Genomic DNA, 22225 nt, shown 5'->3' with positions numbered 1-22225 from the left:
GAGAAAACGGTCCATCGCGGCGCTACCGCCTGCGCCCAGGGGGCCTACCCTGGGCTTGTCGGTATCACCACGCTGTCCTCGTTTTTCGCGCGTTTCGCTTCGGCGGCTTCTGCCGCGCAGACTCCTAGGTCCGTTCACGCTGAGCTTGTCGAAGCGCCGCGTCAGGCTTCGACAGGCTCAGCCCGAACGGCTTGTCGATGAACGCGAATCCGTAAGAATCAGGCCGCGCTGGCCTGGCCCAGCAGCGCCTGCGCCACCGCCTCGCCCACGCGGATGCCGTCGATCCCCGCCGACAGGATGCCGCCCGCGTAGCCCGCGCCCTCGCCGGCCGGGTACAGGCCGCGCACGTTCAGGCTCTGCAAGTCGCCGCCGCGCGGGATGCTGACGGGCGAGGAGGTGCGCGTCTCCACGCCGGTCATCACCGCGTCGGGCAGGTCGTAGCCCTTGAGCTTGCGGCCGAAGGCGGGCAGGGCCTCGTGCATGGCCTCGGTGGCCCAGGCGGGCAGGGCGGCGTGCAGGTCGGCGGGCGTCACGCCGGGCTTGTATGAAGGGATCACCTCGCCCATCGCCGTGGAGGGGCGGCGCGCCAGGAAGTCGCCCACGCGCTGCGCCGGCGCGCGGTAGCCGCCGCCGCCCAGCGTGTAGGCGCCGGCCTCCAGCTGCCGTTGCAGCACGATGCCGCCCAGCGGATGCGCGCTGCCTTCGGGCAGCGCATCGGCGCCGTGCGTGGCGCCCAGTTCAGCCTCGAACAGCGCCGGGTCGCGCGGGAAGTCGGCCGGCGCGATGCCCACCACCAGGCCGGCGTTGGCGTTGCGCTCGGCGCGGCTGTACTGGCTCATGCCGTTGGTGACCACGCGGCCCGGCTCGCTGGTGGCGGCCACCACGGTGCCGCCGGGGCACATGCAGAAGCTGTAGACGGTGCGGCCGCTGCCCGCGTGGTGCACCAGCCGGTACTCGGCCGCGCCCAGCAGCGGGTGGCCGGCGTGGCGGCCCCAGCGCGCGCGGTCGATCACGCTCTGCGGGTGCTCGATGCGCACGCCGATCGAGAACGCCTTGGCCTGCATCGCCACGCCGCGCGCGTGCAGCATGGCGAAGGTCTCGCGCGCGCTGTGGCCCAGGGCCAGCACCACGTGGCGCGCGGGCAGCTGGTAGCGCTCGCCGTTCTGAAGGTTTTCGACCTCCAGCGCTTGCAGGGCGTGCGCTGGCAGCTCTTGATTCAATAGCACATCGGTCACGCGGTGCCCGAAGCGGATCTCGCCGCCCAGCGCGGTGATGCGCGCGCGCAGGCTCTCCACCACCTTCACCAGCTTGAAGGTGCCCACGTGCGGGTGCGCCACCCACAGGATCTCCTCCGGCGCGCCGGCGGCGACGAACTCTTCCATCACCTTGCGGCCCAGGTGGCGCGCATCGCGCACCTGGCTGTAGAGCTTGCCGTCGGAGAACAGGCCGGCGCCGCCCTCGCCGAACTGCACGTTGCTGTCGGCGTCGAGCCGGCCGCGCCGCCACAGGCCCCAGGTGTCCTGTGTGCGCTCGCGCACCGGCTTGCCGCGCTCCAGCACGATGGGCTTCAGGCCCAGCTGCGCCAGCACCAGCGCGGCCAGGATGCCGCACGGCCCGAAGCCGACCACCACCGGGCGCTCGCCCTGCCAGTCGGCGTGCGGCGCCACGGGCGGGCGCCAGGCCATGTCGGGCGTGGGCTGCACGTGCGGGTCGCCGGCCAGCCGCGCCAGCGTGGGCGCGGCCTGCGCCGCGTCGGCCAGTTCGGCGTCGACGATGTAGACCGCCAGCAGCTCGGCCTTGCGCGCGTCGAAGCTGCGCTTGAAGACGCTGAGGCGCGCGATGGCGGCCTCGGGCAGCTGGAGCTTGCGTGCCGCCAGTGGCAGCAGGTGCGGCTCGGGCGCGTCGGCCTGCGCCAGCGGCAGGCGGAGTTCGGCGATGCGGATCATGGGCTGGACCGTTTCTGATCGAACAGCGCCAGCAGCGCGGCCTCGTAGCCGGCGCGGAAGTGTTCGGGCGAGAACACGCCGCTGCTTTGCACGCGCCCGGCCAGCCGCTCGCGCAGCGCGCGCAGGCGCTCGGGCTGGGTCGCCAGCGCGATGGCGCGGTCGGTGTAGGCGGCGAGGTCGGGCGCGACCAGCTCGGGCAGGCCGAGCGCCGTCAGCAGGCTGGCGCCCACCCGGCCGGCGAAGCTGTCGCCGTGGCAGGTGAGCACCGGCACGCCCTGGCGCAGCGCGTCGCTGGCGGTGGTGTGGGCGCCGTAGGGCAGGGTGTCGAGGAACAGGTCGGCCAGCGGCTGGCGCGCCAGGTGGGCGCCGTGCGCGGCGCGCGGGGCGAACACCAGCCGCGCCGGATCGACGCCGCGCGCGGCGGCCTCGCGCCGCAGGTTGCCGGCGGCGGCTTCGTGGTCTTCCAGCAGCCACAGCACGCTGGCGGGCACGGCGCGCAGCGCCTGCATCCAGGCGTCGAACACCGGCGGCGTGATCTTCCAGGCGTTGTTGAAGCAGCAGAACACGAAGCCGGCCTCGGGCAGCCCGGCCTCGGCGCGCGTGGGCGGCGGTGCGTCCGGCGGCCGCGGCGCGTTGTTGGCCTGGTAGGTGCCGGGCAGGCGCACCACCTGCTCGGTGTAGTGCGCTTCGTCGCCGGGCGGCGCCAGCACGGCGTCGGCCAGCACGGCGTCGATGTACGGCGCGCCCAGCGTGCCCGGATAGCCGAGGTAGCTGACCTGCACCGGCGCCGGGCGCCAGGCCAGGATGTCGGGCCGGCTGTCGCGCGTGTAGCCCTTCAGGTCGATGGCGATGTCGATGCCGGCGCGCGCCATGTGGGCGGCCACGGCCGGGTCGCTCATCGCCCGGGCGTCGATGAAGTGGTCGAAGGCCTGGCGCAGGCGCTGCTGCATGGCGTCGTCGGTGCGGGGGCCGAAGGCATACGCCCAGACCTCGAAGCGGGCGCGGTCGTGGGCCTCGAACAGGTCGGCCATCAGGTGCGCGGTGGCGTGGTCGTGCAGGTCGGCCGACAGGTAGGCCAGGCGCAGGCGGCCGTCCGGCAGGGGCGCGGCGCGCGGCAAAGCCAGCGGCGGGCGGGGCGGGTGCTGGTCCTGCGCGAACAGCTCGGCGCCGCGCTTGAGCAGCGCCGGCCGCTGCGTGATGCCGAGCAGGTGGAACGGCGTGGCGGCAAGGCGGCCGGCGGCCACGCTGTCCTCGATGGCGGCCACGTCGCGGTCGTGCCCGGCCCAGTCGCACAGGTGCAGGCGGCTGTGCAGCAGCGCGCCGGCGGCGTAGGGGGCGGCGGGGTCGGCGGCCAGCGCCGCGCGGTAGCGCGCCACGGCCTCGGCATGGCGGCCCAGGCGCGCCAGCAGGCCGGCGGCGTTGGCCAGCAGGGCGGCGCTGGCGGGCTGCGCGGCGGTGATGGCGTCGTCGTAGGCCTGCACGGCCTCTTCCAGGCGGTGCAGCGCTTCGAGCGCGCTGGCGCGGTGGGCCAGCGCGTCGGGCTGGCCGGGCGCGGCGCGCAGCGCCTGGTCGTGGCAGGCCAGGGCCTCGGCGGGGCGCTGCAAGTCCTCCAGCGCCTCGCCCCGGGCGGTCAGCGCGTCGGCGGCGCCGGGCCGCAGCGCCAGGGCGCGGTCTGCGGCCGCCAGCGCTTCGGCCGGCCGGCCGGCGTCCAGCAGCAGCCGGCCCAGGTTGAGCTGCGCCTCGGCGTAGTCGGGCCGCGCGGCGAGGGCGGCCTGGGCGCTGGCCAGGGCCTCTTGCAGCCGGCCCAGCTCGCGCAGCGCCAGCGCGCGGTTGTTCAGCGCCTGCGGGTGCGCGGGCTGCACGGCCAGCGCGCGGGCGTAGCTGGCCAGCGCCGCCTCGGGCTGGCGCAGGTCGCGCAGCGCGTTGCCCTGGTTGACCAGGGCCTCGGTGTAGTCCGGCTGCGCGGCGAGCGCGCGTTCGTAGTGCGCCAGCGCGTCTTGCGGGCGGCCCAGCTCGCGCAGGGCGATGCCCATGTTGTTCAGCAGCGGCGCGGGCGCCGGCCGGGTCTGCGCGGCCTGCTCGAACAAGCGCAGCGCGCCGGCGGCGTCCTTGCGTTGCAGGTGCGCCAGGCCCAGCAGGTGCAGGGCGTCGAAGCGCGCCGCCGGCTGCTGCGCCAGCGCGCGCAGCAGCGTCTCGGCGCGGCCGCTCTGGCCCTGGCGCAGCAGGGCGACGGCCTGTTGCAGCTGGGCCGCCGGCGAGGCGGCGGCGCGGGGGGCGGGGAACAGGCCGCTGGCGGCGGAGGGCGGCCGGGCGCCGCCGCGCGGGTTCTTGGGCATCGGGAGGGGCAGGCTGAGGGGAGCGGCGATTGTCCCTCAGCCGGCGCCGCCGCTCAGCGCCCTTCCAGCGCCGCGCGCAGCGGCCGCAGCCGCTCGTCGCCGACGGCCGCGCGCAGCTTGGGCAGCAGCTCGACCAGGCCCTCGTAGCCCCGGGCCGATTCGACCGCCAGGTTCAGCTTGAAGCCCTTGAGCCCGAGGCCGGCGGTGAGCTGCGTGGCCAGCGGGTAGGCGGCGCGGTAGCGGCGAATGCGCTCCTCTTCGTCCAGCGGGCGCTGCGGCGCGGCCGGCGCGTCCGGCGGCGCCCGAGGGCTGGCGGCTGGGGCGCTGGCGGGCGCGCCGGCCGCCGGTGCCAGCAGGCCCCGCGCCACCAGCGCGTCGATGTCGGCCGGCGTGACGCCCAGCGCCGCCGTGGCGGCCAGCACGTCGCGCGCGTCGCGCTGGCCGTCGAACAGGATCAGGGCCGAACGCTGGCCGCGCGTGATCTCCACCGCATGCCGGTCCTTCATCGCCTGCGCGCCCAATGCCGACTTGGTATAGATCATGGCTGTAGCACCAAAGAAAAAAAGCCCCCACGCTTCCCCGCTGCGCGAGGTCCGCTGCCCCCCAAGGGGGCTTTTTTGCCTTGGGGCGGCCCGGCGGCAAAAAATCAGGTGCCCAGTCTGGGATTGGTCCGATGCCAATGGCAATGAGAAAACCCCCGGAACACGGGGGTCGATTGCCAAAAAATACCGGTTTTGAAACCGGCTGTAACGGCTGGCGCCCGGCGCATACACACCGGAGCACGCCTTCTCAGGCGGGCAGGAAGCCTTCCACCGACAGGTAGCGCTCGCCGGTGTCGTAGTTGAAGCCCAGCACGCGGCTGCCGGCCGGCAGCTCGGGCAGCTTCTGCGCGATGGCGGCCAGCGTGGCGCCGCTGCTGATGCCGACCAGCAGGCCCTCCTCGCGGGCGCTGCGGCGGCCGTACTCGCGCGCCGCCTCGGCCTCGACCTGGATCACGCCGTCGAGCAGGCCGGTGTCCAGGTTCTTCGGGATGAAGCCGGCGCCGATGCCCTGGATCGGGTGCGGCGCGGGCGGCCCGCCGCTGATGACGGGCGACTGCGTGGGCTCGACGGCGAATACTTTCAGCTGGGGCCACTTCGCCTTCAGCACGCGCGCGCAGCCCGTCAGGTGGCCGCCGGTGCCCACGCCGGTGATGAGCACGTCCAGCCCGTCGGGGAAGTCGGCCGCGATCTCGGCGGCCGTGGTCTCGACGTGCACCGCCACGTTGGCCGGGTTGTCGAACTGCTGCGGGATCCAGGCGCCGGGGGTCTGCGCGGCCAGCTCCTCGGCGCGGGCGATGGCGCCCTTCATGCCCTTCTCGCGCGGGGTCAGGTCGAACGTGGCGCCGTAGGCCAGCATCAGGCGGCGGCGCTCCACGCTCATGCTGTCGGGCATCACCAGCACCAGCTTGTAGCCCTTGACGGCCGCCACCATCGCCAGGCCGACGCCGGTGTTGCCGCTGGTGGGCTCGATGATGGTGCCGCCGGCCTTGAGCCTGCCGGCGCGCTCGGCGTCCTCGACCATCGCCAGCGCGATGCGGTCCTTGATCGAGCCGCCGGGGTTGGCGCGCTCGCTCTTGATCCACACCTGGGCGTCGGGGCCGAACAGGCGGCGGATGCGCACTTCGGGCGTGCGGCCGATGGTTTGCAGGATGTTGTCTACTTTCATGAGGGCCTCCAGCAAGTGCGGGGAAAAGGGGAGCGGCCATTGTGGCGCAGGCGTTCCTACCTGCGGCGATATCGATATGCCGCGGCCGGCGGCCGGCGGCCGGCGGGCGCCGGGCCCCGGGCCCGGGGGTTTGCGCCGATAATCCGCCGCGTGAAGCCCGCCAGACCGCCGCTGGTGCGAGGCCCGAAAGGGCGCACTGGAGGAACGTCCGGACTGCACAGGGCAGCGCAGGAGCTAACGGCTCTCCACCGCGAGGTGAGGATCAGAGCAACAGAGACGAGTCACCCCGGGTGCCGCACCGGAGGCGTCAGCCGAAGGTGCGAGCCACCGGGGTGGGTGAAACGGGCAATCTCTGCGCGCAGCAACACCAAGTAGGCCAGCTTCGAGGCGGCCCGCTGAGCTGGCGGGTAGGTGGCACCGAGCCGGGTGGGCGACCCCCGGCCCAGATTGATGGCGGTCACGCGGCGGGCAACCGCCGCGCACAGAATCCGGCGTATCGGCGGGCTTCACACTTTTCTGGGGGTTTCAAGCCAAATCGGCCTCCAGCGCCCGTCCATAAAGCGCGGGCAGCTATTTTTTTGGTAGCAATCAGCAGCCCGTCGGGGCGCCCGTTTTCAGGCGCTCGGCGCGGCCGCGGGTGTCGGGGTGGGTGCTGAACCAGTCGGTGCCGGGGCGCGGGCGCGCGGGCTCGTCGGCGCGGTCCTCGATACCGGTGCTGCGGCGCGCCTTTTTCCCCATGTCGTAGTCGAGGCCCATCAGCAGGTCGGCCATCGGCGCGGCGGGCAAATCGGCCTGGCGCAGCAGGGCGAGGGCGTAGCAGTCGGCCTCGGCCTCGTGGCGGCGGCTGTAGTGCAGGCCGGTCAGCAGCGCCGCGCCGCTGGACACCAGCACCGACACGTCGCCCAGCGCCAGCCCCAGCCCGACTTGCAGCACGCCCTGCTCGACCACCATGCGCGTGCCGTGGCGCAAGTGCACGTGGCCGATCTCGTGCGCCAGCACGCCCAGCAGGGCCGGGTCGCCGGTGCCGGGCAGCAGGCGCGCCTGCTCGACCATGGCGTCGGTCATGACGAGGGCGCCGCCCGGCAGCGCGAAGGCGTTGGGCCCCATGCCGGAGCGGAAGGCCAGCGTCAGGCGCGGCTGATAACCCGGGTAGCGGCGCAGCGCGGGGGCGCCGTTGACCTGCGCGGCCAGCTTGTCGAACCCGGCGCGCAGCGCGGCCTGCCGCTCGGGCGGCAGCCTGGAGGGCTGGAAGGTGCCGTCGTCCAGCTGGGCCAGCGCGCGCTCGGCCAACTGCTGCTCCCACGCCAGCGGCACGTGGCGCGTGATCTGCGCCGCCGCCCAGGGCGTGCCCCAGCGGTAGAAGGCCCACACGCCGGCACCCGCCACCAGCAGCACCGCCAGCAGCACGCTCCAGCGCGTCTGCATGCGCTCGGCCAGCGTGGCGCGCCCGCCGGCTGCCGCCAGCGCGGCCTGCCAGGCGCCGGCGTCATCGATTTGCAGGCTGCCGTGCGCGCCCAGGTCCACCACCACGCGCGGCGGCGGCCGGCGGGCCGACCAGCGCTCGGGCCAGCCGACCTGGCGGTGCGTCAGCTCAAGCGACTCGCGCTCGCCGTCCAGCGCCTGGAGTTGCAGGCGCGGGCCGCCCTGGCTCGGCAGCAGGCGCAGGCGCGCGGGGCGCGCGCGCGCCGTGCGGCCGTCGAACCACTGGGCGTGCAGCGTGTTCATCCGATGAGATCGAGTCCCAGCGCATCGGCGGCGGCGTCGCCGAACGCGCCCTGCTGCCGTGCCAGCTCGCCCACCAGCTGCTCGGGGCTGCCCTTGACGTGGAGGGTGACCGAGCCGGCCTTGGCCGCGTATTCGCTGGCGATGGCGAAGGGGCGGTAGAAGCCCAGCGTGAGGAGCGACAGCAGCACGTTCTTCACCCGCAGCGCCACGTAGGCGCCGGTGCGCAGGCTGGTGCGGGTGCGTGCGATGTGGCCGAAGCCGACGTTGTTCCAAACCAGCTGGAACACGCGCGCCTCGCGGTAGGCGCGCGCCGGCAGGCTGGCCAGCATCAGCATCAGCACGGCGGCCGCGAAGAACAGCACGCCCAGCAGGATCATGCCCGGCACGCTGGTGCCGCGCATGAGGTCGCGGGCCAGGTAGACGATGCCGCCGGTGACCACCGAGCCGGCCACCGCCACGCCCAGCAGCGTCAGCACGAAGATGCCCGCCGCCGCCAGCCAGACCTTGACGAAATCGCCGTACGCCGGCTTCCAGCGCCCCGCCTGCCCGCCGATGCGGGCGCGCGCCACCAGCAGGCGCTTGTAGTTGAATTCGAGCCGGATCACGCACAGCAGCGTCAGCACCAGGGCCAGCGCGGTGCGCGCCTGGGCCGGCAGCAGCGCGTCGGTGGCGATGGCGGCGCCGGTCCACACGGCGGCGATGGCGAACACCGGCCAGGACGCCAGGTACACCTCCTTCCAGCTCGCCGTGAAGGCCAGCCGGATGCCGCGCCAGCGTGTGGCCCCCAGGCGGAAGCGCATGGCGCTGCCCCACAGGAAGGGCGTAAGCAGGGCGAAGCCGAAGATCAGCAGCGCGGCGGCCAGATCCTGCCCCGTCTGCACCGCCAGCTCGTAGGCCGCGTACAGCGCCACGAAGATCAGGAAGCCGAACACCATGCGCCGCTGCTCGGCCACGAACTCCAGCGGGCTGCCGACCACCTGCGTGTGGCCGTAGAAATACTGCGCCGTGCGCCGCCGCGCCCACGGCGTGTAGAGGCTGAGCGTGACGATGGTCAGCAGCAGGTTGACGATCCAGACGCGGAAATACTCGCCGCCCGAGCCGGTGAACTCGATGGGGTGCGGCGTCACCGCGGGGCTGGGCTGGTGCTCCATGGTCCCTCTCTATTTATGAGTCAAATCGGCCTCCAGAGCGCTCTGGTCATGCGCTGGCAGCTATGTTTTCAGGAGTTTGGTGCTTGCAGCCGCCGCACGTGCGCCAGCATCGAGCGCTTGGCGATCGGCCACACGGCGGGCGGCGTGTCGTCGTAGGCCAGCGCCACCCAGTCGTCCAGGCTGCCGCCGGGCGCGGCCTGCATGGCGGCCCGCACCTTGGCCTCGCGCGCCAGCCGGTGCGCCTTCAGGTGCGCGATGACGGCGCGCGCGCTGCCCAGCACGTGGCCGTGCGCGGGCAGGATGAAGCGCGCGCAGGCGGCGGCGCAGGCGGCGTCGAGCTTGTCGAGCGAATCCAGGTAGGCCGTCATGTCGCCGTCGGGCGGGTCCACCACGGTGGTGCTGCCGTTCAGGATGTGGTCGCCGCTGAACAGCAGGCCGTCTTCCTCCAGCAGCAGGCACAGGTGGTTGGCCGCGTGGCCGGGCGTGTGGATGACGCGCAGGGTGTGGGTGATTTCACCCTCCGGCGCTTGTCCAGCAAGCGCCAGCAGCTCCTGATCCTGTAGCGCACGGTCAGGGATGAAGTGGCTCGCCGGCCGCGCCGTCGGCTGCGAGGGCAGGCCCAGGATCGGCGGCCTGCCGCCGCACAGCGCCTGCAGCGGCTTGGCGCCGGGCGAATGGTCGGCGTGCGAATGCGTGCACACGATGAGGCGGATGTCGCCACCCGCCGCGCGCCACAGGCGCTCGACGTGGCCGGCGTCGTTCGGGCCGGGGTCGATGGCGATGTAGCCGGTGCGCGCGTCGCCCACCAGGTAGCTGTTGGTGCCGGGGCCGGTCATGAAGCCCTTGTTGGGCGCGGTCAGGCGCATCACGTTCTTCAGCAGCGGCACGGGGCGCTCGTGTTGCCAGTCCAGCGCGTGCACGATCTGCCCGTCGGGGCTGGTCAGCTCCAGCTCGCCGTAGGGCGGCTCGTGCTCCATGTAGCGCGCCACCTCGCCGGCCAGCAGGCCGGCGCGCGGGCAGCTCGTCCACAGCGGGCGCTCGCCGGCGCAGGCGGTGAGCACCGCGTCCACGCTGGCGTAGGGCTGGAGGCGCTCCAGCGTGCGGATGGTCGGGTAGATGATGAAGAACTGCCCCGCCGCGTGCCGCGCCAGCGCGTCGGCCGGGCGCACCCACACGGGCTCGAACTGCTCGGCCTCGTCGGCCACCGGCGTCTGCCCTTCGGGCATGCGCGCGGCCAGGAAGGGCACGTCGAAGCGGCGCGGCAGGTCGCGGTCGGTGGTCCAGTGCGCCAGCACGTACACCTCGTCGGCGGCCAGCGTCAGGCCGCGTGCCGCGCACTGGGGCACGAAGGGGCCGTGGCGGTCCAGCGCGGCGACGTCGCCGGCCGTGGCGGGCGAGCCGTCGGCGCGGCGCGCCAGCAGCACGCCCAGCTCCTCGAAGCTCTCGCGGATGGCGGCGATGGCCTGCGTCAGGCGCTGCTCGCCCTGGCCCGCGCGCCGCGCCGCCCGCGCGTGCGCCGCCGCATCGGCCGCGTCGATGCCGCCGCCGGGGAACACGTAGGCGCCGGGCGCGAAGCTGGCGGTGAGCGAGCGGCGCGTCATCAGCACCTCGACGCCGCCCTCGGCCGCATCGCGCAGCAGCAGCACGGTGGCGGCGGGCAGGGGAGGCGCGGGGTCGCGCTGCGGGTGCAGGAGCTGGCTGGGGCGGGGCATGGGGCGCATTATGGGCACCTGGTGGAACGAGCAAGCCCCCCACGCTCCTCCGCCGCGTGGTCCGCTGCCCCCTGAGGGGGCTGTTTTGCCTTGGGGCGGCCCGGCGGCGAAAAGGCGCCCCCACGCTTCCCCGCTGCGCGTGGTCCGCTGCCCCCTGAGGGGGCTGTTTTGCCTTGGGGCGGCCCGGCGGCAAAAAAAAGGGCTGCGCCATGCGCAGCCCTTTCGGCCCTTGGGGCGCCGGTGTCAGTCCGCGCGGCGCATGCGGCGGGTGCCGGCCAGGCCCAGCACGGCCAGCAGGCTGGCCATCAGGGCCAGGGCCCATTCCGCCATGGTGGGAATGGGCGCCACGACGGCGGCGCTCACGGTCACGGTCGCGGTGGCGGTGCTGGTGCCGCCGGTGCCGGTCAGGTCCGACGTGCCGGTCTCGGTGGGCGTGCCGCTCACCGCGCAGGTCACGGTCTGGCCTTCGGGAATGGTGCCTGGCGAGGTCCACGCGGCGTCGTCGGGGCTGATGGTGCAGGCGCCCACGGTCACGCCGGTCGGCAGGCCGGTCACCGTGCAGGCGGCGGCGTCCGCGTCGGCCGTGCCGTCGTTGGTGCAGGTGAAGGTGCCGCTGTAGGGCCGGTTCACGGTGCCCGTGGTCGGCAGGCCGCCGAGGTCGATCACCACGTTGGGCACGCCCGTGACCACGATGCTGCCGCTGCCGGTGTTGTTGGTGGTGTCCGCGTCGGAGCTGCTGGAGCCGGCGGTGATGTCGACGGACGAGGTTCCCTTGTCCCCGGTGGCGGGCGTGCCGGTCACCGTGCAGGTGATCGCGCTGCCCGCCGCCAGCGAGGCGACCGGCGTGGTCGGATCGCAGGTGACGCTGGCCCAGGCGGGCACGCCGGTGGCCGTGCAGGTGGCGTCCGTCGCCGCGGCGGTGCCGACGTTGGTGCACACGAAGCTGCCCGAGTAGGGCGTGCCCACGGTGGCGGCCGGCAGGTCCACGCTGGTCACGGCCATGTCCGGCACGCCCGCGATGACGATGTTGCCCGAACCGGTGTTGTTGTCGGTGTTCGACTCGGGGGTGCTGGTGCCGGCGGTGACGGTGACGGCGGTCGTGCCGTTGCTGCCGGTGGGGGGGGTGCCGCTCACCGTGCAGGTGATCGCGCTGCCCGCCGCCAGCGAGGCGACCGGCGTGGTCGGATCGCAGGTGACGCTGGCCCAGGCCGGCAGATTGGTGGCCGCGCAGGTGGCGTTGGCCGCCGCCGCGTCGCCCTGGTTGGTGCACACGAAGCTGCCGGAATAGGGCGTGCCCTCGGTGCCGGCCGGCAGGTCCACGCTGGTCACCTGCATGTCGGGCGCGGTGACGGTGAGATCCAGCGTGGCCGTGTTGTTCGACGGATCGGAGTCGTCCGTGGTGACGGTGGTGCCGCCCGCGGTGGTGGTGCTGGAGCCGCTGGTGCTGCCCGAGACCGTCGTCGTGCCCGTGGCCGTGGGCGTGCCGGTCACGGCGCAGGTGACGGTGCTGCCCACGGGGACGGCGTCGCCCGCGACCCAGGCGCCGCCGCCGCTGATGGTGCAGGCGCCCACCGACAGGCCGGCCGGCAGGTTGCTCACCGTGCACGTGGTGCCGACGGTGGCGGCGGCCGCGCCGTTGTTGGTGCAGGAGAAGCTGCCGCTGTAGGACACGCCCAGCGCCGGGGTGGTCAGCCCGGTCAGGTCGATGGCCAGGTCAGGGGCCTGCACCGCGAGCAGGTCGCTGTTGTAGGCCACGAAGGCCAGGTCGGACTGGCCGCTGAGCACCTGCCTGAAGGCCACGACGCTGCCGACCTGGGCCGCCGTCAGGAAGTCGCCCAGCGTGTAGGACTGCAAGCGAAGGTTGCGATTTCCGGTGGCCTGAGTGCTGGTGCCGCCAGTGGCCGTGCGGAACTGCCAGGTAATTTCCCCGACCCGCGCGACGGAGCCGTAGCTCACGGAGATCGCGTTGCCCACCTGGGTGCCACTGCTGTCCACGAAGTAGTAGGTGTCCGTGGTGCCTGGATCACCCACCTGCGTGGTCACGATGGCCGGCAGGGTGAGGCTGGCCGTGCTGGGGATGGCGATCGGGAAATCGATGTTCTGCGCGGGAGAGTTGAACACCGCCGTCGCCAGCTCCAGCCCCTGGGTGCCGTCGGAGAGGAACCAGTTCAGAGCCGGGTAGGAGGCCGGAACGGTCATGGCGCTGCCCCAGGCGGTCAGGGTGCTGGTGCCGGCCGTGAAGGGCGGCACCACGAAGGCCTGGAAATTGGCGGCTGTGTAGGTGCCGGTCACCAGGCCGTCGTTGACGCCGGTGGAGTACGTCGTGCCGCCGACCGTGAAGGCCAGCAGTTCCGTGCTCACCGTGGCGGCGGCGGCCTCCGCTCCCACGGCCGTGTTCCAGAGCGTGCCGCCCTGGCTGCCCTGGATGCCGGTGATCGGCGCGGCCATGGCCGTGGTGGCGGCCAGCGACAGCAGGGCCGCCACCAGGCGGGCCCGGCGCGCGGCCATGAGTGATGAGATGTTTTTCAAGGCGATTCCCTCCTGGAAGCGGTGACAGTAGACAACCTTCCCATTGTCCATGGTCTCTGGGGCCGAGGCCATTGGGGATGGCACTGGTGTTGCTATTTGGAGTCTGCTATCTGGTGCTATTTGGGGTCTGCTATTTGGGGTCAGATCATGATTTCCCCGATGATAATTTCCCCATGGCCCGCCTCCCCCGCCTCACCCTTCCCGGCTACCCGCACCACGTCATCCAGCGCGGCAACAACCGCCAGCCGATCGCGCTGGACGACGACGACCGCGCGCACCTGCTGGAGGGTATCCGCGCGCAGGCGGCGGCCGCGCAGGTGGCGGTGCACGCCTACGTGCTGATGACCAATCACGTGCACCTGCTGCTCACGCCCCAGACCGGGGAGGGCATCCCCAAAATGATGCAGGCGCTGGGGCGCGGCTACGTGCGGCGCTTCAATCGCCGGCACGGGCGCAGCGGCACGCTGTTCGAGGGGCGCTACCGCGGCACGCTGATCGAGGCCGAGCGCCACCTGCTGGCCTGCATGGCCTACATCGACCTCAACCCCGTGCGCGCCGGCATGGTGGCGCGGCCCGAGGGCTACCCGTGGTCGAGCTACGCGCACCACGCGGGCCACCGGCACGACGCCTGGCTGACGCCGCACCCGCTCTACTGGGCGCTGGGCAACACGCCGTTCGCACGCCAGGCGGCCTATGCCGATCTGGTGCGCGCGGGCCTGGGGGAGGCGCAGCGGGCCGAGATCGGCCGCGCGGCGCACAGCGGTTGGGCGCTGGGCAGCGGCGACTTCGTGGCGGGATTGCAAAAAAGAACCGAGCGCCGCGTCGCCCGCGCCGCTGCCGGACGACCTCGCAAGCCCGGCGATCAAGAATAAAAACAGCCGCTGGCGATTGCTTGTCAAGCGCTGGAAGCTATGAAATTGATATGTCCCTAATTAATGAAAAACTATAGCTATCAAGAATAAATCGTGATCTGACCCCGATTAAAAAGCTTGGCACGTCTATTGCGCTGCACTATGCTTGCCGTCCCCGATGAATTGGACGATGGAGCGCGTCATGACCACGCCTGCCGAACAACAGCACCTCACGCATACCGGCCTGTACGACCCGGCCCACGAGCACGACGCCTGCGGCGTGGGCTTCGTGGCCCACATCAAGGGCGAGAAGAGCCACGCCATCATCACCAACGCGCTGAAGATCCTGGAGAACCTGGACCACCGCGGCGCCGTCGGCGCCGACCCGCTGATGGGTGACGGCGCCGGCATCCTGATCCAGATGCCCGACGCGCTCTACCGCGCCGAGATGGCCGCGCAAGGGGTGGAGCTGCCCCCGCCGGGCGAATACGGCGTCGGCATGATCTTCCTGCCCAAGGAGCACGCCTCGCGCATGGCCTGCGAGGAAGAGCTGGAGCGCGCCGTCAAGGCCGAGGGCCAGGTGCTGCTGGGCTGGCGCGACGTGCCGGTGGACCGCGACATGCCCATGTCGCCCGCCGTGCGCGCCACCGAGCCGGTGATCCGCCAGGTGTTCATCGGCCGTGGCGCCGACGTGATCGTGCAGGACGCGCTGGAGCGCAAGCTCTACGTCATCCGCAAGACCGCCAGCGCCAACATCCAGGCGCTCAGGCTGAAGTACGGCAAAGAGTATTACGTGCCCAGCATGAGCACGCGCACGGTGATCTACAAGGGCCTGCTGCTGGCCGACCAGGTGGGCACCTACTACCTCGACCTGAGGGACGAGCGCTGCGTTTCCGCGCTGGGCCTGGTGCACCAGCGCTTCTCCACCAACACCTTCCCCGAGTGGCCGCTGGCGCACCCCTACCGCTACGTGGCGCACAACGGCGAGATCAACACCGTCAAGGGCAACTACAACTGGATGCGCGCGCGCGAGGGCGTGATGAGCTCGCCGGTGCTGGGCGCCGACCTGAAGAAGCTCTACCCCATCAGTTTCCCGGGCCAGTCCGACACCGCCACTTTCGACAACTGCATCGAGCTGCTGACCATGGCCGGCTACCCGCTGGCGCAGGCGGCCATGATGATGATCCCCGAGCCCTGGGAGCAGCACACCACCATGGACGAGCGCCGCAAGGCGTTCTACGAATACCACGCCTCGATGCTGGAACCCTGGGACGGCCCGGCCTCGATCGTCTTCACCGACGGCCGCCAGATCGGCGCCACGCTGGACCGCAACGGCCTGCGCCCGGCGCGCTACTGCGTGACGGAGAGCGGCTTCGTCATCATGGGCTCCGAATCCGGCGTGCTGCCGGTGCCCGAGCACAAGATCGTCAAGAAGTGGCGCCTGCAACCGGGCAAGATGTTCCTGATCGACCTGGAGCAGGGCCGCATGATCGACGACGAGGAGGTCAAGGCCAGCCTCGCCAACGCCAAGCCCTACAAGCGCTGGATCGAGGACCTGCGCATCCGCCTGGACGACGTGGAGCAGCCCGTGGCCGGCGCCGACGCGCGCGAGCTGCCCATCGGCGACACCGAGCCGCAGTCGGCCGGCGTCGAATCCACCCCGCCCGCCATGCTGGACCTGCAGCAGGCCTTCGGCTACACGCAGGAGGACATCAAGTTCCTGATGAGCCCGATGGCCGCCAACGGCGAGGAGGGCATCGGCTCGATGGGCAACGACAGCCCGCTGGCCGTGCTCTCCAGCAAGGACAAGCCGCTGTACAGCTACTTCAAGCAGCTGTTCGCCCAGGTCACCAACCCGCCGATCGACCCGATCCGCGAGGCCATCGTGATGAGCCTGGTCAGCTTCATCGGCCCCAAGCCCAACCTGCTGGACATCAACCAGGTCAACCCGCCGATGCGGCTGGAGGTGAGCCAGCCGATCCTCGACGCGGCCGACATGGTCAAGCTGCGCGAGATCAGGCGCCACACGCAGGGCAAGTTCAGCTCGGCCGTGCTCGACGTCACCTACCCCGCCGGCTGGGGCCCCGACGGCGTGGAGGCGCGCCTGGCCTCGCTCAGCGCGCAGGCGGTGGACGCCATCCGCGGCGGGCACAACATCCTCATCATCAGCGACAAGGGCATGTCGCGCGAGCGCGTGGCGATTCCCGCGCTGCTGGCCCTGTCCAGCATCCACCAGCACCTGATCCGCGAGGGCCTGCGCACCAGCGCCGGCCTGGTGGTGGAGACCGGCAGCGCGCGCGAGGTGCACCACTTCGCCGTGCTGGCCGGCTACGGCGCCGAGGCCGTGCACCCCTGGCTGGCGATGGAGACGCTGGCCGCGATGCACAAGGACCTGCCGGGCGAGCTGAGCGGCGAGAAGGCGATCTACAACTACGTCAAGGCCATCGGCAAGGGCCTGTCCAAGATCATGTCCAAGATGGGCGTGAGCACCTACATGAGCTACTGCGGCGCGCAGCTGTTCGAGGCCATCGGCATCAACTCGGACACCATCGCCAAGTACTTCACCGGCACCCCCAGCCGGGTCGAGGGCATCGGCGTGTTCCAGATCGCCGAGGAAGCCTTCCGCCGCCACCGCGCCGCCTTCGGCGACGACCCGGTGCTGGACGGCATGCTCGACGCCGGCGGCGAATACGCCTGGCGCACGCGCGGCGAGGAGCACATGTGGAGCCCCGACGCCATCGCCAAGCTCCAGCACAGCACGCGCGCCAACAACTTCAACACCTACAAGGAATACGCGCAGCTCATCAACGACCAGAGCCAGCGCCACATGACGCTGCGCGGGCTGTTCGAGTTCAAGGTCGATCCCGCCAAGGCCATTCCGCTGGACGAGGTGGAGCCGGCGTCGGAAATCGTCAAGCGCTTCGCCACGGGCGCCATGTCGCTCGGCTCGATCAGCACCGAGGCGCATTCCACGCTGGCCATCGCCATGAACCGCATCGGCGGCAAGAGCAACACCGGCGAGGGCGGCGAGGATCCGGCGCGCTACCGCAACGAGCTGAAGGGCATTCCCATCCAGCAGGGCGACACGCTGCAAGGCATCATCGGCGCCGAGAACGTCGAGGTGCAGATGCCGCTGCAGGCCGGCGACTCGCTGCGCTCGCGCATCAAGCAGGTGGCCTCGGGCCGCTTCGGCGTGACGGCGGAATACCTCGCCTCGTCCGACCAGATCCAGATCAAGATGGCGCAGGGCGCCAAGCCCGGCGAGGGCGGCCAGCTGCCCGGCGGCAAGGTCAGCGACTACATCGGCAAGCAGCGCTACTCGGTGCCCGGCGTGGGCCTGATCAGCCCGCCGCCGCACCACGACATCTACTCCATCGAAGACCTGGCGCAGCTCATCCACGACCTGAAGAACGTGGCGCCGCACGCCGACATCTCGGTCAAGCTGGTGTCGGAGATCGGCGTCGGCACCATCGCCGCCGGCGTCGCCAAGTGCAAGAGCGACCACGTGGTGATCGCCGGGCACGACGGCGGCACCGGCGCCTCGCCCTGGTCGTCGATCAAGCACGCCGGCTCGCCGTGGGAGATCGGCCTGGCCGAGACGCAGCAGACCCTGGTGCTCAACCGCCTGCGCGGCCGCATCCGCGTGCAGGCCGACGGCCAGATGAAGACCGGCCGCGACGTCGCCATCGGCGCGCTGCTGGGCGCCGACGAGTTCGGCTTCGCCACCGCGCCGCTGGTGGTGGAGGGCTGCATCATGATGCGCAAGTGCCACCTCAACACCTGCCCGGTGGGCGTGGCCACGCAGGACCCGGTGCTGCGCCGCAAGTTCAGCGGCAAGCCGGAGCACGTCGTCAACTACTTCTTCTTCGTCGCCGAGGAAGTGCGCCAGATCATGGCGCAGCTGGGCATCCGCCAGTTCGACGACCTGATCGGCCGCAGCGACCTGCTCGACATGAAGAAGGGCATCGCGCACTGGAAGGCCAGGGGCCTGGACTTCAGCCGCCTGCTGGCGCGGCCCCAGGTGCCGGCCGACGTGCCGCGCCGCCACGTCGATGTGCAGAACCACGGGCTGGACAAGTCGCTCGACAACCGCCTGATCGAGAAGTCGCGCCCCGCCATCGAGCGCGGCGAGGCGGTGAAGATCATGGACACGGCGCGCAACGTCAACCGCTCGGTCGGCGCCATGCTGTCGGGCGCGGTGACCAAGGCGCACCCCGAGGGGTTGCCCGACGACACCATCCGCATCCAGCTCGAAGGCACGGGTGGGCAGAGCTTCGGCGCCTTCCTGTGCAAGGGCGTCACGCTCTACCTGATCGGCGAGGCCAATGACTACACCGGCAAGGGCCTCTCGGGCGGGCGCATCGCCATCCGCCCCAGCCTGGACTTCCGCGGCCAGGCGCACGAGAACATCATCGTCGGCAATACCGTGATGTACGGCGCCACCACGGGCGAGGCCTTCTTCGCCGGCGTGGCGGGCGAGCGCTTCGCCGTGCGCCTGTCGGGCGCCACCGCGGTGGTGGAAGGCACGGGCGACCACGGCTGCGAATACATGACCGGCGGCACCGTCGCCGTGCTGGGCAGGACCGGCCGCAACTTCGCCGCCGGCATGTCCGGCGGCGTGGCCTACGTCTACGACGAGGACGGCCAGTTCGCCAAGCGCTGCAACCTGTCCATGGTGACGCTGGAGAAGGTGCTGCCCGCCGCCGAGCAGAAGGCCGCCGGCGACGCCGGCACCTGGCACCGCGGCCAGACCGACGAGGAGCAGCTCAAGGCCCTGCTGGACGACCACCTGCGCTGGACCGGCAGCCGCCGCGCCCGCGAGCTGCTCGACGACTGGGCCGCCACGCGCCAGAAGTTCGTCAAGGTCTTCCCCACCGAGTACAAGCGCGCGCTGGGCGAGATGTATGCAAGGAAACGGGCCGCAGCGCCCGCCAGTCAAGCGCCGGCCGCTAGCAAAAAAGAAGCGGCTTCGGCCAAGTGAGAGGGCAGCGAGATCATGGGTAAAGTCACCGGCTTCATGGAATTCGAGCGCATCGAGGAGGGCTACGCGCCCGTGCCCGAGCGCCTGAAGCACTACAAGGAATTCGTCATCGGCCTGGACGATGCGCAGGCGCGCCAGCAGGGCGCGCGCTGCATGGACTGCGGCACGCCGTTCTGCAACAACGGCTGCCCGGTCAACAACATCATCCCGGACTTCAACGACCTGGTGTACCGGGGCGACTGGAAGAACGCCTTCGCGGTGCTCGACTCCACCAACAACTTCCCCGAGTTCACCGGCCGCATCTGCCCCGCGCCGTGCGAGGCCGCCTGCGTGCTGAACATCAACGACGACCCGATCGGCATCAAGAGCATCGAGCACGCCATCATCGACCGCGCCTGGGACGAGGGCTGGGTGAAGCCGCGCCTGGCGCCGCACAAGACCGGCAAGCGCGTGGCCGTGGTCGGCGCCGGCCCCGCCGGCCTGGCGGCGGCGCAGCAGCTGGCGCGCGCCGGCCACGACGTGACGCTGTTCGAGAAGAACGACCGCGTCGGCGGCCTGCTGCGCTATGGCATTCCCGACTTCAAGCTCGACAAGTCGCACATCGACCGCCGCGTGGCGCAGATGGAGGCCGAGGGCGTCACCATCCGCACCAGCGTGCTGGTCGGCGCCATGCCCGCCGATGGCCCCGGCGCCAAGGCCACCAACCTGGCGACCGAGACGGTGGCCGCCGAGCAGCTGATGAAGGACTACGACGCCGTGCTGCTCACCGGCGGCGCCGAGCAGTCGCGCGATTTGCCCGTGCCCGGCCGCGACCTCGCGGGCATCCACTTCGCCATGGAGCTGCTGCCGCAGCAGAACCGCGCCAACGCGGGCGACAAGGTCAAGGGGGCCATCACGGCCAAGGACAAGCACGTCATCGTCATCGGCGGCGGCGACACCGGCAGCGACTGCGTGGGCACCAGCAACCGCCACGGCGCCAAAAGCGTGACGCAGTTCGAGGTCATGCCCATGCCGCCCGAGCAGGAGGACAAGCCGCTGGTGTGGCCCTACTGGCCCATCAAGCTGCGCACCAGCTCCAGCCACGAGGAGGGCGCGCAGCGCGAGTTCGCCATCTCCACCAAGCAGTTCGTGGGCGAGCGCGGCAAGGTCAAGGCGCTGACCACCGTGCAGGTCGAGTTCAAGGACGGCAAGCTGACCGAGGTGCCCGGCACCGAGAAGGACTGGCCGGCCGACCTGGTGCTGCTGGCGATGGGCTTCACCAACCCGCTGGCCAGCGTGCTGGACGCCTTCGGCCTCGACAAGGACGCGCGCGGCAACGCCAAGGCCACGACCGACTTCAGCGGCGGCTACGCCACCAGCGTGCCCAAGGTGTTCGCCGCCGGCGACATGCGGCGCGGGCAGAGCCTGGTGGTGTGGGCGATCCGCGAGGGCCGGCAGGCGGCGCGGGCGGTGGACGAGTTCCTGATGGGCATGAGCGATTTGCCGCGCTGAAGTTTATGAATGAAATCGGCCTCCAGCGCCCGTCTGGCAAGCGCCGGCAGCTATAAAAATCGTAGTTTCATGAATGGAAACAAGGCGCGATAGGGCGTGACCAACGGATTCGGGTCAACCCGGTATCATTGGAACAAGCCGGTGCACGCGCCGGCTTTTCTATTTCTTTCATGGCCGCTACCGCTTCGTCCCCTGACGCCCTGGTCGAGCTGCGCGACGTCACCTTCGGGTACGGCGAGCGGCCGGTGCTGCGCGAGCTGTCGCTCACCGTGCCGCGCGGCCAGGTGACGGCGCTGATGGGCGCCTCGGGCGGCGGCAAGACCACCGTGCTGCGCCTCATCGGCGGCCAGCAGCGCGCGCAGAAAGGCCAGGTGCTGGTGAGTGGCCAGGACGTGGGCGCGATGGACGAGGCGCAGCTCTACGCCGCGCGGCGCCGCATGGGCATGCTGTTCCAGTTCGGCGCGCTGTTCACCGACCTCAGCGTGTTCGAGAACGTCGCCTTCCCGCTGCGCGAGCACACCCGCCTGCCCGAGGCGCTGATCCGCGACATCGCGCTGATGAAGCTGGGCGCCGTCGGCCTGCGCGGCGCGCGCGAGCTGATGCCGGCGCAGGTGTCGGGCGGCATGGCGCGGCGCGTGGCGCTGGCGCGCGCCATCGCGCTCGACCCCGAGCTGATCATGTATGACGAACCCTTCGCCGGGCTGGACCCGATCTCGCTGGGCACTGCCGCGCGACTGATCCGCAAGCTGAACGACGCGCTGGGCATCACCAGCATCGTGGTGTCGCACGACGTGGTGGAGACGTTCCACATCGCTGACCAGGTCGTCATCCTGGCCGACGGCAAAGTGGCCGCGCAGGGCACGCCCGACGAGGTGCGCGCCAGCACCGACCCGCTGGTGCGCCAGTTCGTCGGCGCCGACGCCGACGGCCCGGTGCAGTTCCACTACCCCGGGCCGAGTGTGGAGCAAGACTTCGGCGTGGAGTCGGCGCGATGAGCTGGTGGCGGCCGTCCGACGTCGGCTTCGCCGTGCGTTCGCAACTGGCGGACGTGGGCTACGCCGCGCGCTTCTTCTGGCGGCTGGTGCGGCTGGCGGGGCCGACGTTCCGGCGCTTCGGGCTGGTGCGCGAGCAGATCCACTTCCTGGGCGACTACTCGCTGGCCATCATCGGCGTGTCGGGCCTGTTCGTCGGCTTCGTGCTGGCCTTGCAGGGCTACAACATCCTCCAGCGCTACGGCTCGGCCGAGGCGGTGGGCATGATGGTGGCGCTGTCGCTGCTGCGCGAGCTGGGCCCGGTGGTCACGGCGCTGCTGTTCGCCGGCCGCGCCGGCACCTCGCTCACGGCCGAGATCGGGCTGATGAAGGCGGGCGAGCAGTTCAGCGCCATGGAGATGATGGCGGTGGACCCGGTGCGGCGCATCGTCGCGCCGCGCTTCTGGGCCGGCGTGGTCGCCATGCCGCTGCTGACGGCGGTGTTCAACGCCGTCGGCGTGGTGGGCGGCTGGGTCGTCAGCGTGCCGATGATCGGCGTCGATCCGGGCGCCTTCTGGAGCCAGATGCAGGGCGGCGTGGACTGGTGGGCCGACCTGGGCAACGGCGTGATCAAGAGCGTGGTGTTCGGCGTGACGGTGACCTTCGTCGCGCTGCTGCAGGGTTACGTGGCCAAGCCGACGGCCGACGGGGTGGCACGCGCCACCACGCGCACCGTGGTGATGGCGTCGCTCATGGTGCTGGGGCTGGACTTCGTGCTCACCGCCATGATGTTCAGCAGGTAATTTAGGCAAGGAACGAGGGCGA

13 protein-coding genes and 1 other RNA gene are annotated in these 22225 nt (G+C 71.5%); 6 read left to right on the top strand and 8 right to left on the bottom strand.

The features are described 5' to 3' along the window. Window positions 1–218 precede the first annotated feature (218 nt). The 4 genes from QM772_RS07850 to cysK form a co-directional block, all read right to left on the bottom strand. Window positions 219–1946, bottom strand: coding sequence for an NAD(P)/FAD-dependent oxidoreductase (locus tag QM772_RS07850; RefSeq protein ID WP_415135210.1), 1728 nt, complete (start codon window positions 1944–1946; stop codon window positions 219–221). Beyond that, window positions 1943–4282, bottom strand: a complete 2340-nt coding sequence (locus QM772_RS07845; protein ID WP_415135208.1) for a tetratricopeptide repeat protein — start codon at window positions 4280–4282, stop codon at window positions 1943–1945. The genes QM772_RS07850 and QM772_RS07845 overlap by 4 nt, the downstream gene beginning before the upstream one ends. 53 nt (window positions 4283–4335) lie before the next feature. Beyond that, window positions 4336–4824 carry a hypothetical protein gene (locus tag QM772_RS07840; RefSeq protein WP_415135206.1) on the bottom strand — a complete coding sequence of 163 codons (489 nt, stop codon included), beginning with the start codon at window positions 4822–4824 and terminating at the stop codon, window positions 4336–4338. Window positions 4825–5071: 247 nt separating this feature from the next. Next, window positions 5072–5989 carry a cysteine synthase A gene (gene cysK, locus QM772_RS07835; RefSeq protein ID WP_415135205.1) on the bottom strand — a complete coding sequence of 306 codons (918 nt, stop codon included), beginning with the start codon at window positions 5987–5989 and terminating at the stop codon, window positions 5072–5074. A gap of 152 nt (window positions 5990–6141) precedes the next feature. Here cysK and rnpB point away from each other — a divergent pair. Continuing rightward, window positions 6142–6501, top strand: an RNA gene (rnpB, locus tag QM772_RS07830) — RNase P RNA component class A. Window positions 6502–6577: 76 nt separating this feature from the next. On the opposite strand, the gene QM772_RS07825 is transcribed toward rnpB, so the two are convergent. From QM772_RS07825 to QM772_RS07810, 4 genes are all read right to left on the bottom strand, one after another. Next, complete coding sequence (locus tag QM772_RS07825) at window positions 6578–7714, bottom strand: M48 family metallopeptidase (RefSeq protein ID WP_415135203.1); 1137 nt, start codon at window positions 7712–7714, stop codon at window positions 6578–6580. Next, the gene (locus tag QM772_RS07820; RefSeq protein WP_415135201.1) at window positions 7711–8865 is read right to left on the bottom strand and encodes a YjgN family protein; all 1155 of its coding nucleotides are present in this window, start codon (window positions 8863–8865) and stop codon (window positions 7711–7713) included. Before QM772_RS07820 ends, QM772_RS07825 begins: the two co-directional genes overlap by 4 nt. 68 nt (window positions 8866–8933) lie before the next feature. Beyond that, window positions 8934–10577, bottom strand: coding sequence for an MBL fold metallo-hydrolase (locus QM772_RS07815; protein ID WP_415135199.1), 1644 nt, complete (start codon window positions 10575–10577; stop codon window positions 8934–8936). Window positions 10578–10820: 243 nt separating this feature from the next. Continuing rightward, window positions 10821–13106 (bottom strand): CARDB domain-containing protein, encoded by a 2286-nt coding sequence (locus QM772_RS07810; RefSeq protein ID WP_415135197.1) that lies wholly within the window; start codon window positions 13104–13106, stop codon window positions 10821–10823. 173 nt (window positions 13107–13279) lie between these two features. Between QM772_RS07810 and QM772_RS07805 the strand changes: the two genes are divergently transcribed. From QM772_RS07805 to mlaE, 5 genes are all read left to right on the top strand, one after another. Then, window positions 13280–13978: a transposase gene (locus QM772_RS07805; protein ID WP_415135195.1), complete on the top strand. Its 699-nt coding sequence runs from the start codon at window positions 13280–13282 to the stop codon at window positions 13976–13978. 181 nt (window positions 13979–14159) lie between these two features. Next, window positions 14160–18938: a glutamate synthase-related protein gene (locus tag QM772_RS07800; RefSeq protein ID WP_415135193.1), complete on the top strand. Its 4779-nt coding sequence runs from the start codon at window positions 14160–14162 to the stop codon at window positions 18936–18938. A 15-nt stretch (window positions 18939–18953) separates the two neighbouring features. Then, entirely contained in the window at window positions 18954–20429 is a 1476-nt protein-coding gene (locus QM772_RS07795; RefSeq protein ID WP_415135191.1) for a glutamate synthase subunit beta, read from the top strand. A 170-nt stretch (window positions 20430–20599) separates the two neighbouring features. Beyond that, entirely contained in the window at window positions 20600–21424 is an 825-nt protein-coding gene (locus QM772_RS07790) for an ABC transporter ATP-binding protein (RefSeq protein WP_415135189.1), read from the top strand. After that, on the top strand, window positions 21421–22203 hold the full coding sequence (mlaE, locus tag QM772_RS07785; RefSeq protein ID WP_415135187.1) for a lipid asymmetry maintenance ABC transporter permease subunit MlaE: 783 nt from the start codon (window positions 21421–21423) through the stop codon (window positions 22201–22203). Before QM772_RS07790 ends, mlaE begins: the two co-directional genes overlap by 4 nt. Window positions 22204–22225: the final 22 nt, after the last annotated feature.

This window comes from Ottowia sp. (assembly GCF_047601385.1).
Taxonomy (GTDB): Bacteria; Pseudomonadota; Gammaproteobacteria; order Burkholderiales; family Burkholderiaceae_C; genus Ottowia.
Note: the sequence above shows the minus strand (reverse complement) of the source record. Positions and strands in the feature narration are given on the sequence as shown.

Excerpts from the sequence above, each read along its gene's own strand:
- QM772_RS07825 (WP_415135203.1), bottom strand. The coding sequence starts at position 7,714 with ATGAACACGCTGCACGCCCAGTGGTTCGACGGCCGCACGGCGCGCGCG.
- mlaE (WP_415135187.1), top strand. The coding sequence starts at position 21,421 with ATGAGCTGGTGGCGGCCGTCCGACGTCGGCTTCGCCGTGCGTTCGCAA.
- QM772_RS07820 (WP_415135201.1), bottom strand. The coding sequence starts at position 8,865 with ATGGAGCACCAGCCCAGCCCCGCGGTGACGCCGCACCCCATCGAGTTC.
- QM772_RS07840 (WP_415135206.1), bottom strand. The coding sequence starts at position 4,824 with ATGATCTATACCAAGTCGGCATTGGGCGCGCAGGCGATGAAGGACCGG.
- cysK (WP_415135205.1), bottom strand. The coding sequence starts at position 5,989 with ATGAAAGTAGACAACATCCTGCAAACCATCGGCCGCACGCCCGAAGTG.
- QM772_RS07850 (WP_415135210.1), bottom strand. The coding sequence starts at position 1,946 with ATGATCCGCATCGCCGAACTCCGCCTGCCGCTGGCGCAGGCCGACGCG.
- QM772_RS07815 (WP_415135199.1), bottom strand. The coding sequence starts at position 10,577 with ATGCCCCGCCCCAGCCAGCTCCTGCACCCGCAGCGCGACCCCGCGCCT.
- QM772_RS07805 (WP_415135195.1), top strand. The coding sequence starts at position 13,280 with ATGGCCCGCCTCCCCCGCCTCACCCTTCCCGGCTACCCGCACCACGTC.
- QM772_RS07845 (WP_415135208.1), bottom strand. The coding sequence starts at position 4,282 with ATGCCCAAGAACCCGCGCGGCGGCGCCCGGCCGCCCTCCGCCGCCAGC.
- QM772_RS07800 (WP_415135193.1), top strand. The coding sequence starts at position 14,160 with ATGACCACGCCTGCCGAACAACAGCACCTCACGCATACCGGCCTGTAC.
- QM772_RS07795 (WP_415135191.1), top strand. The coding sequence starts at position 18,954 with ATGGGTAAAGTCACCGGCTTCATGGAATTCGAGCGCATCGAGGAGGGC.
- QM772_RS07790 (WP_415135189.1), top strand. The coding sequence starts at position 20,600 with ATGGCCGCTACCGCTTCGTCCCCTGACGCCCTGGTCGAGCTGCGCGAC.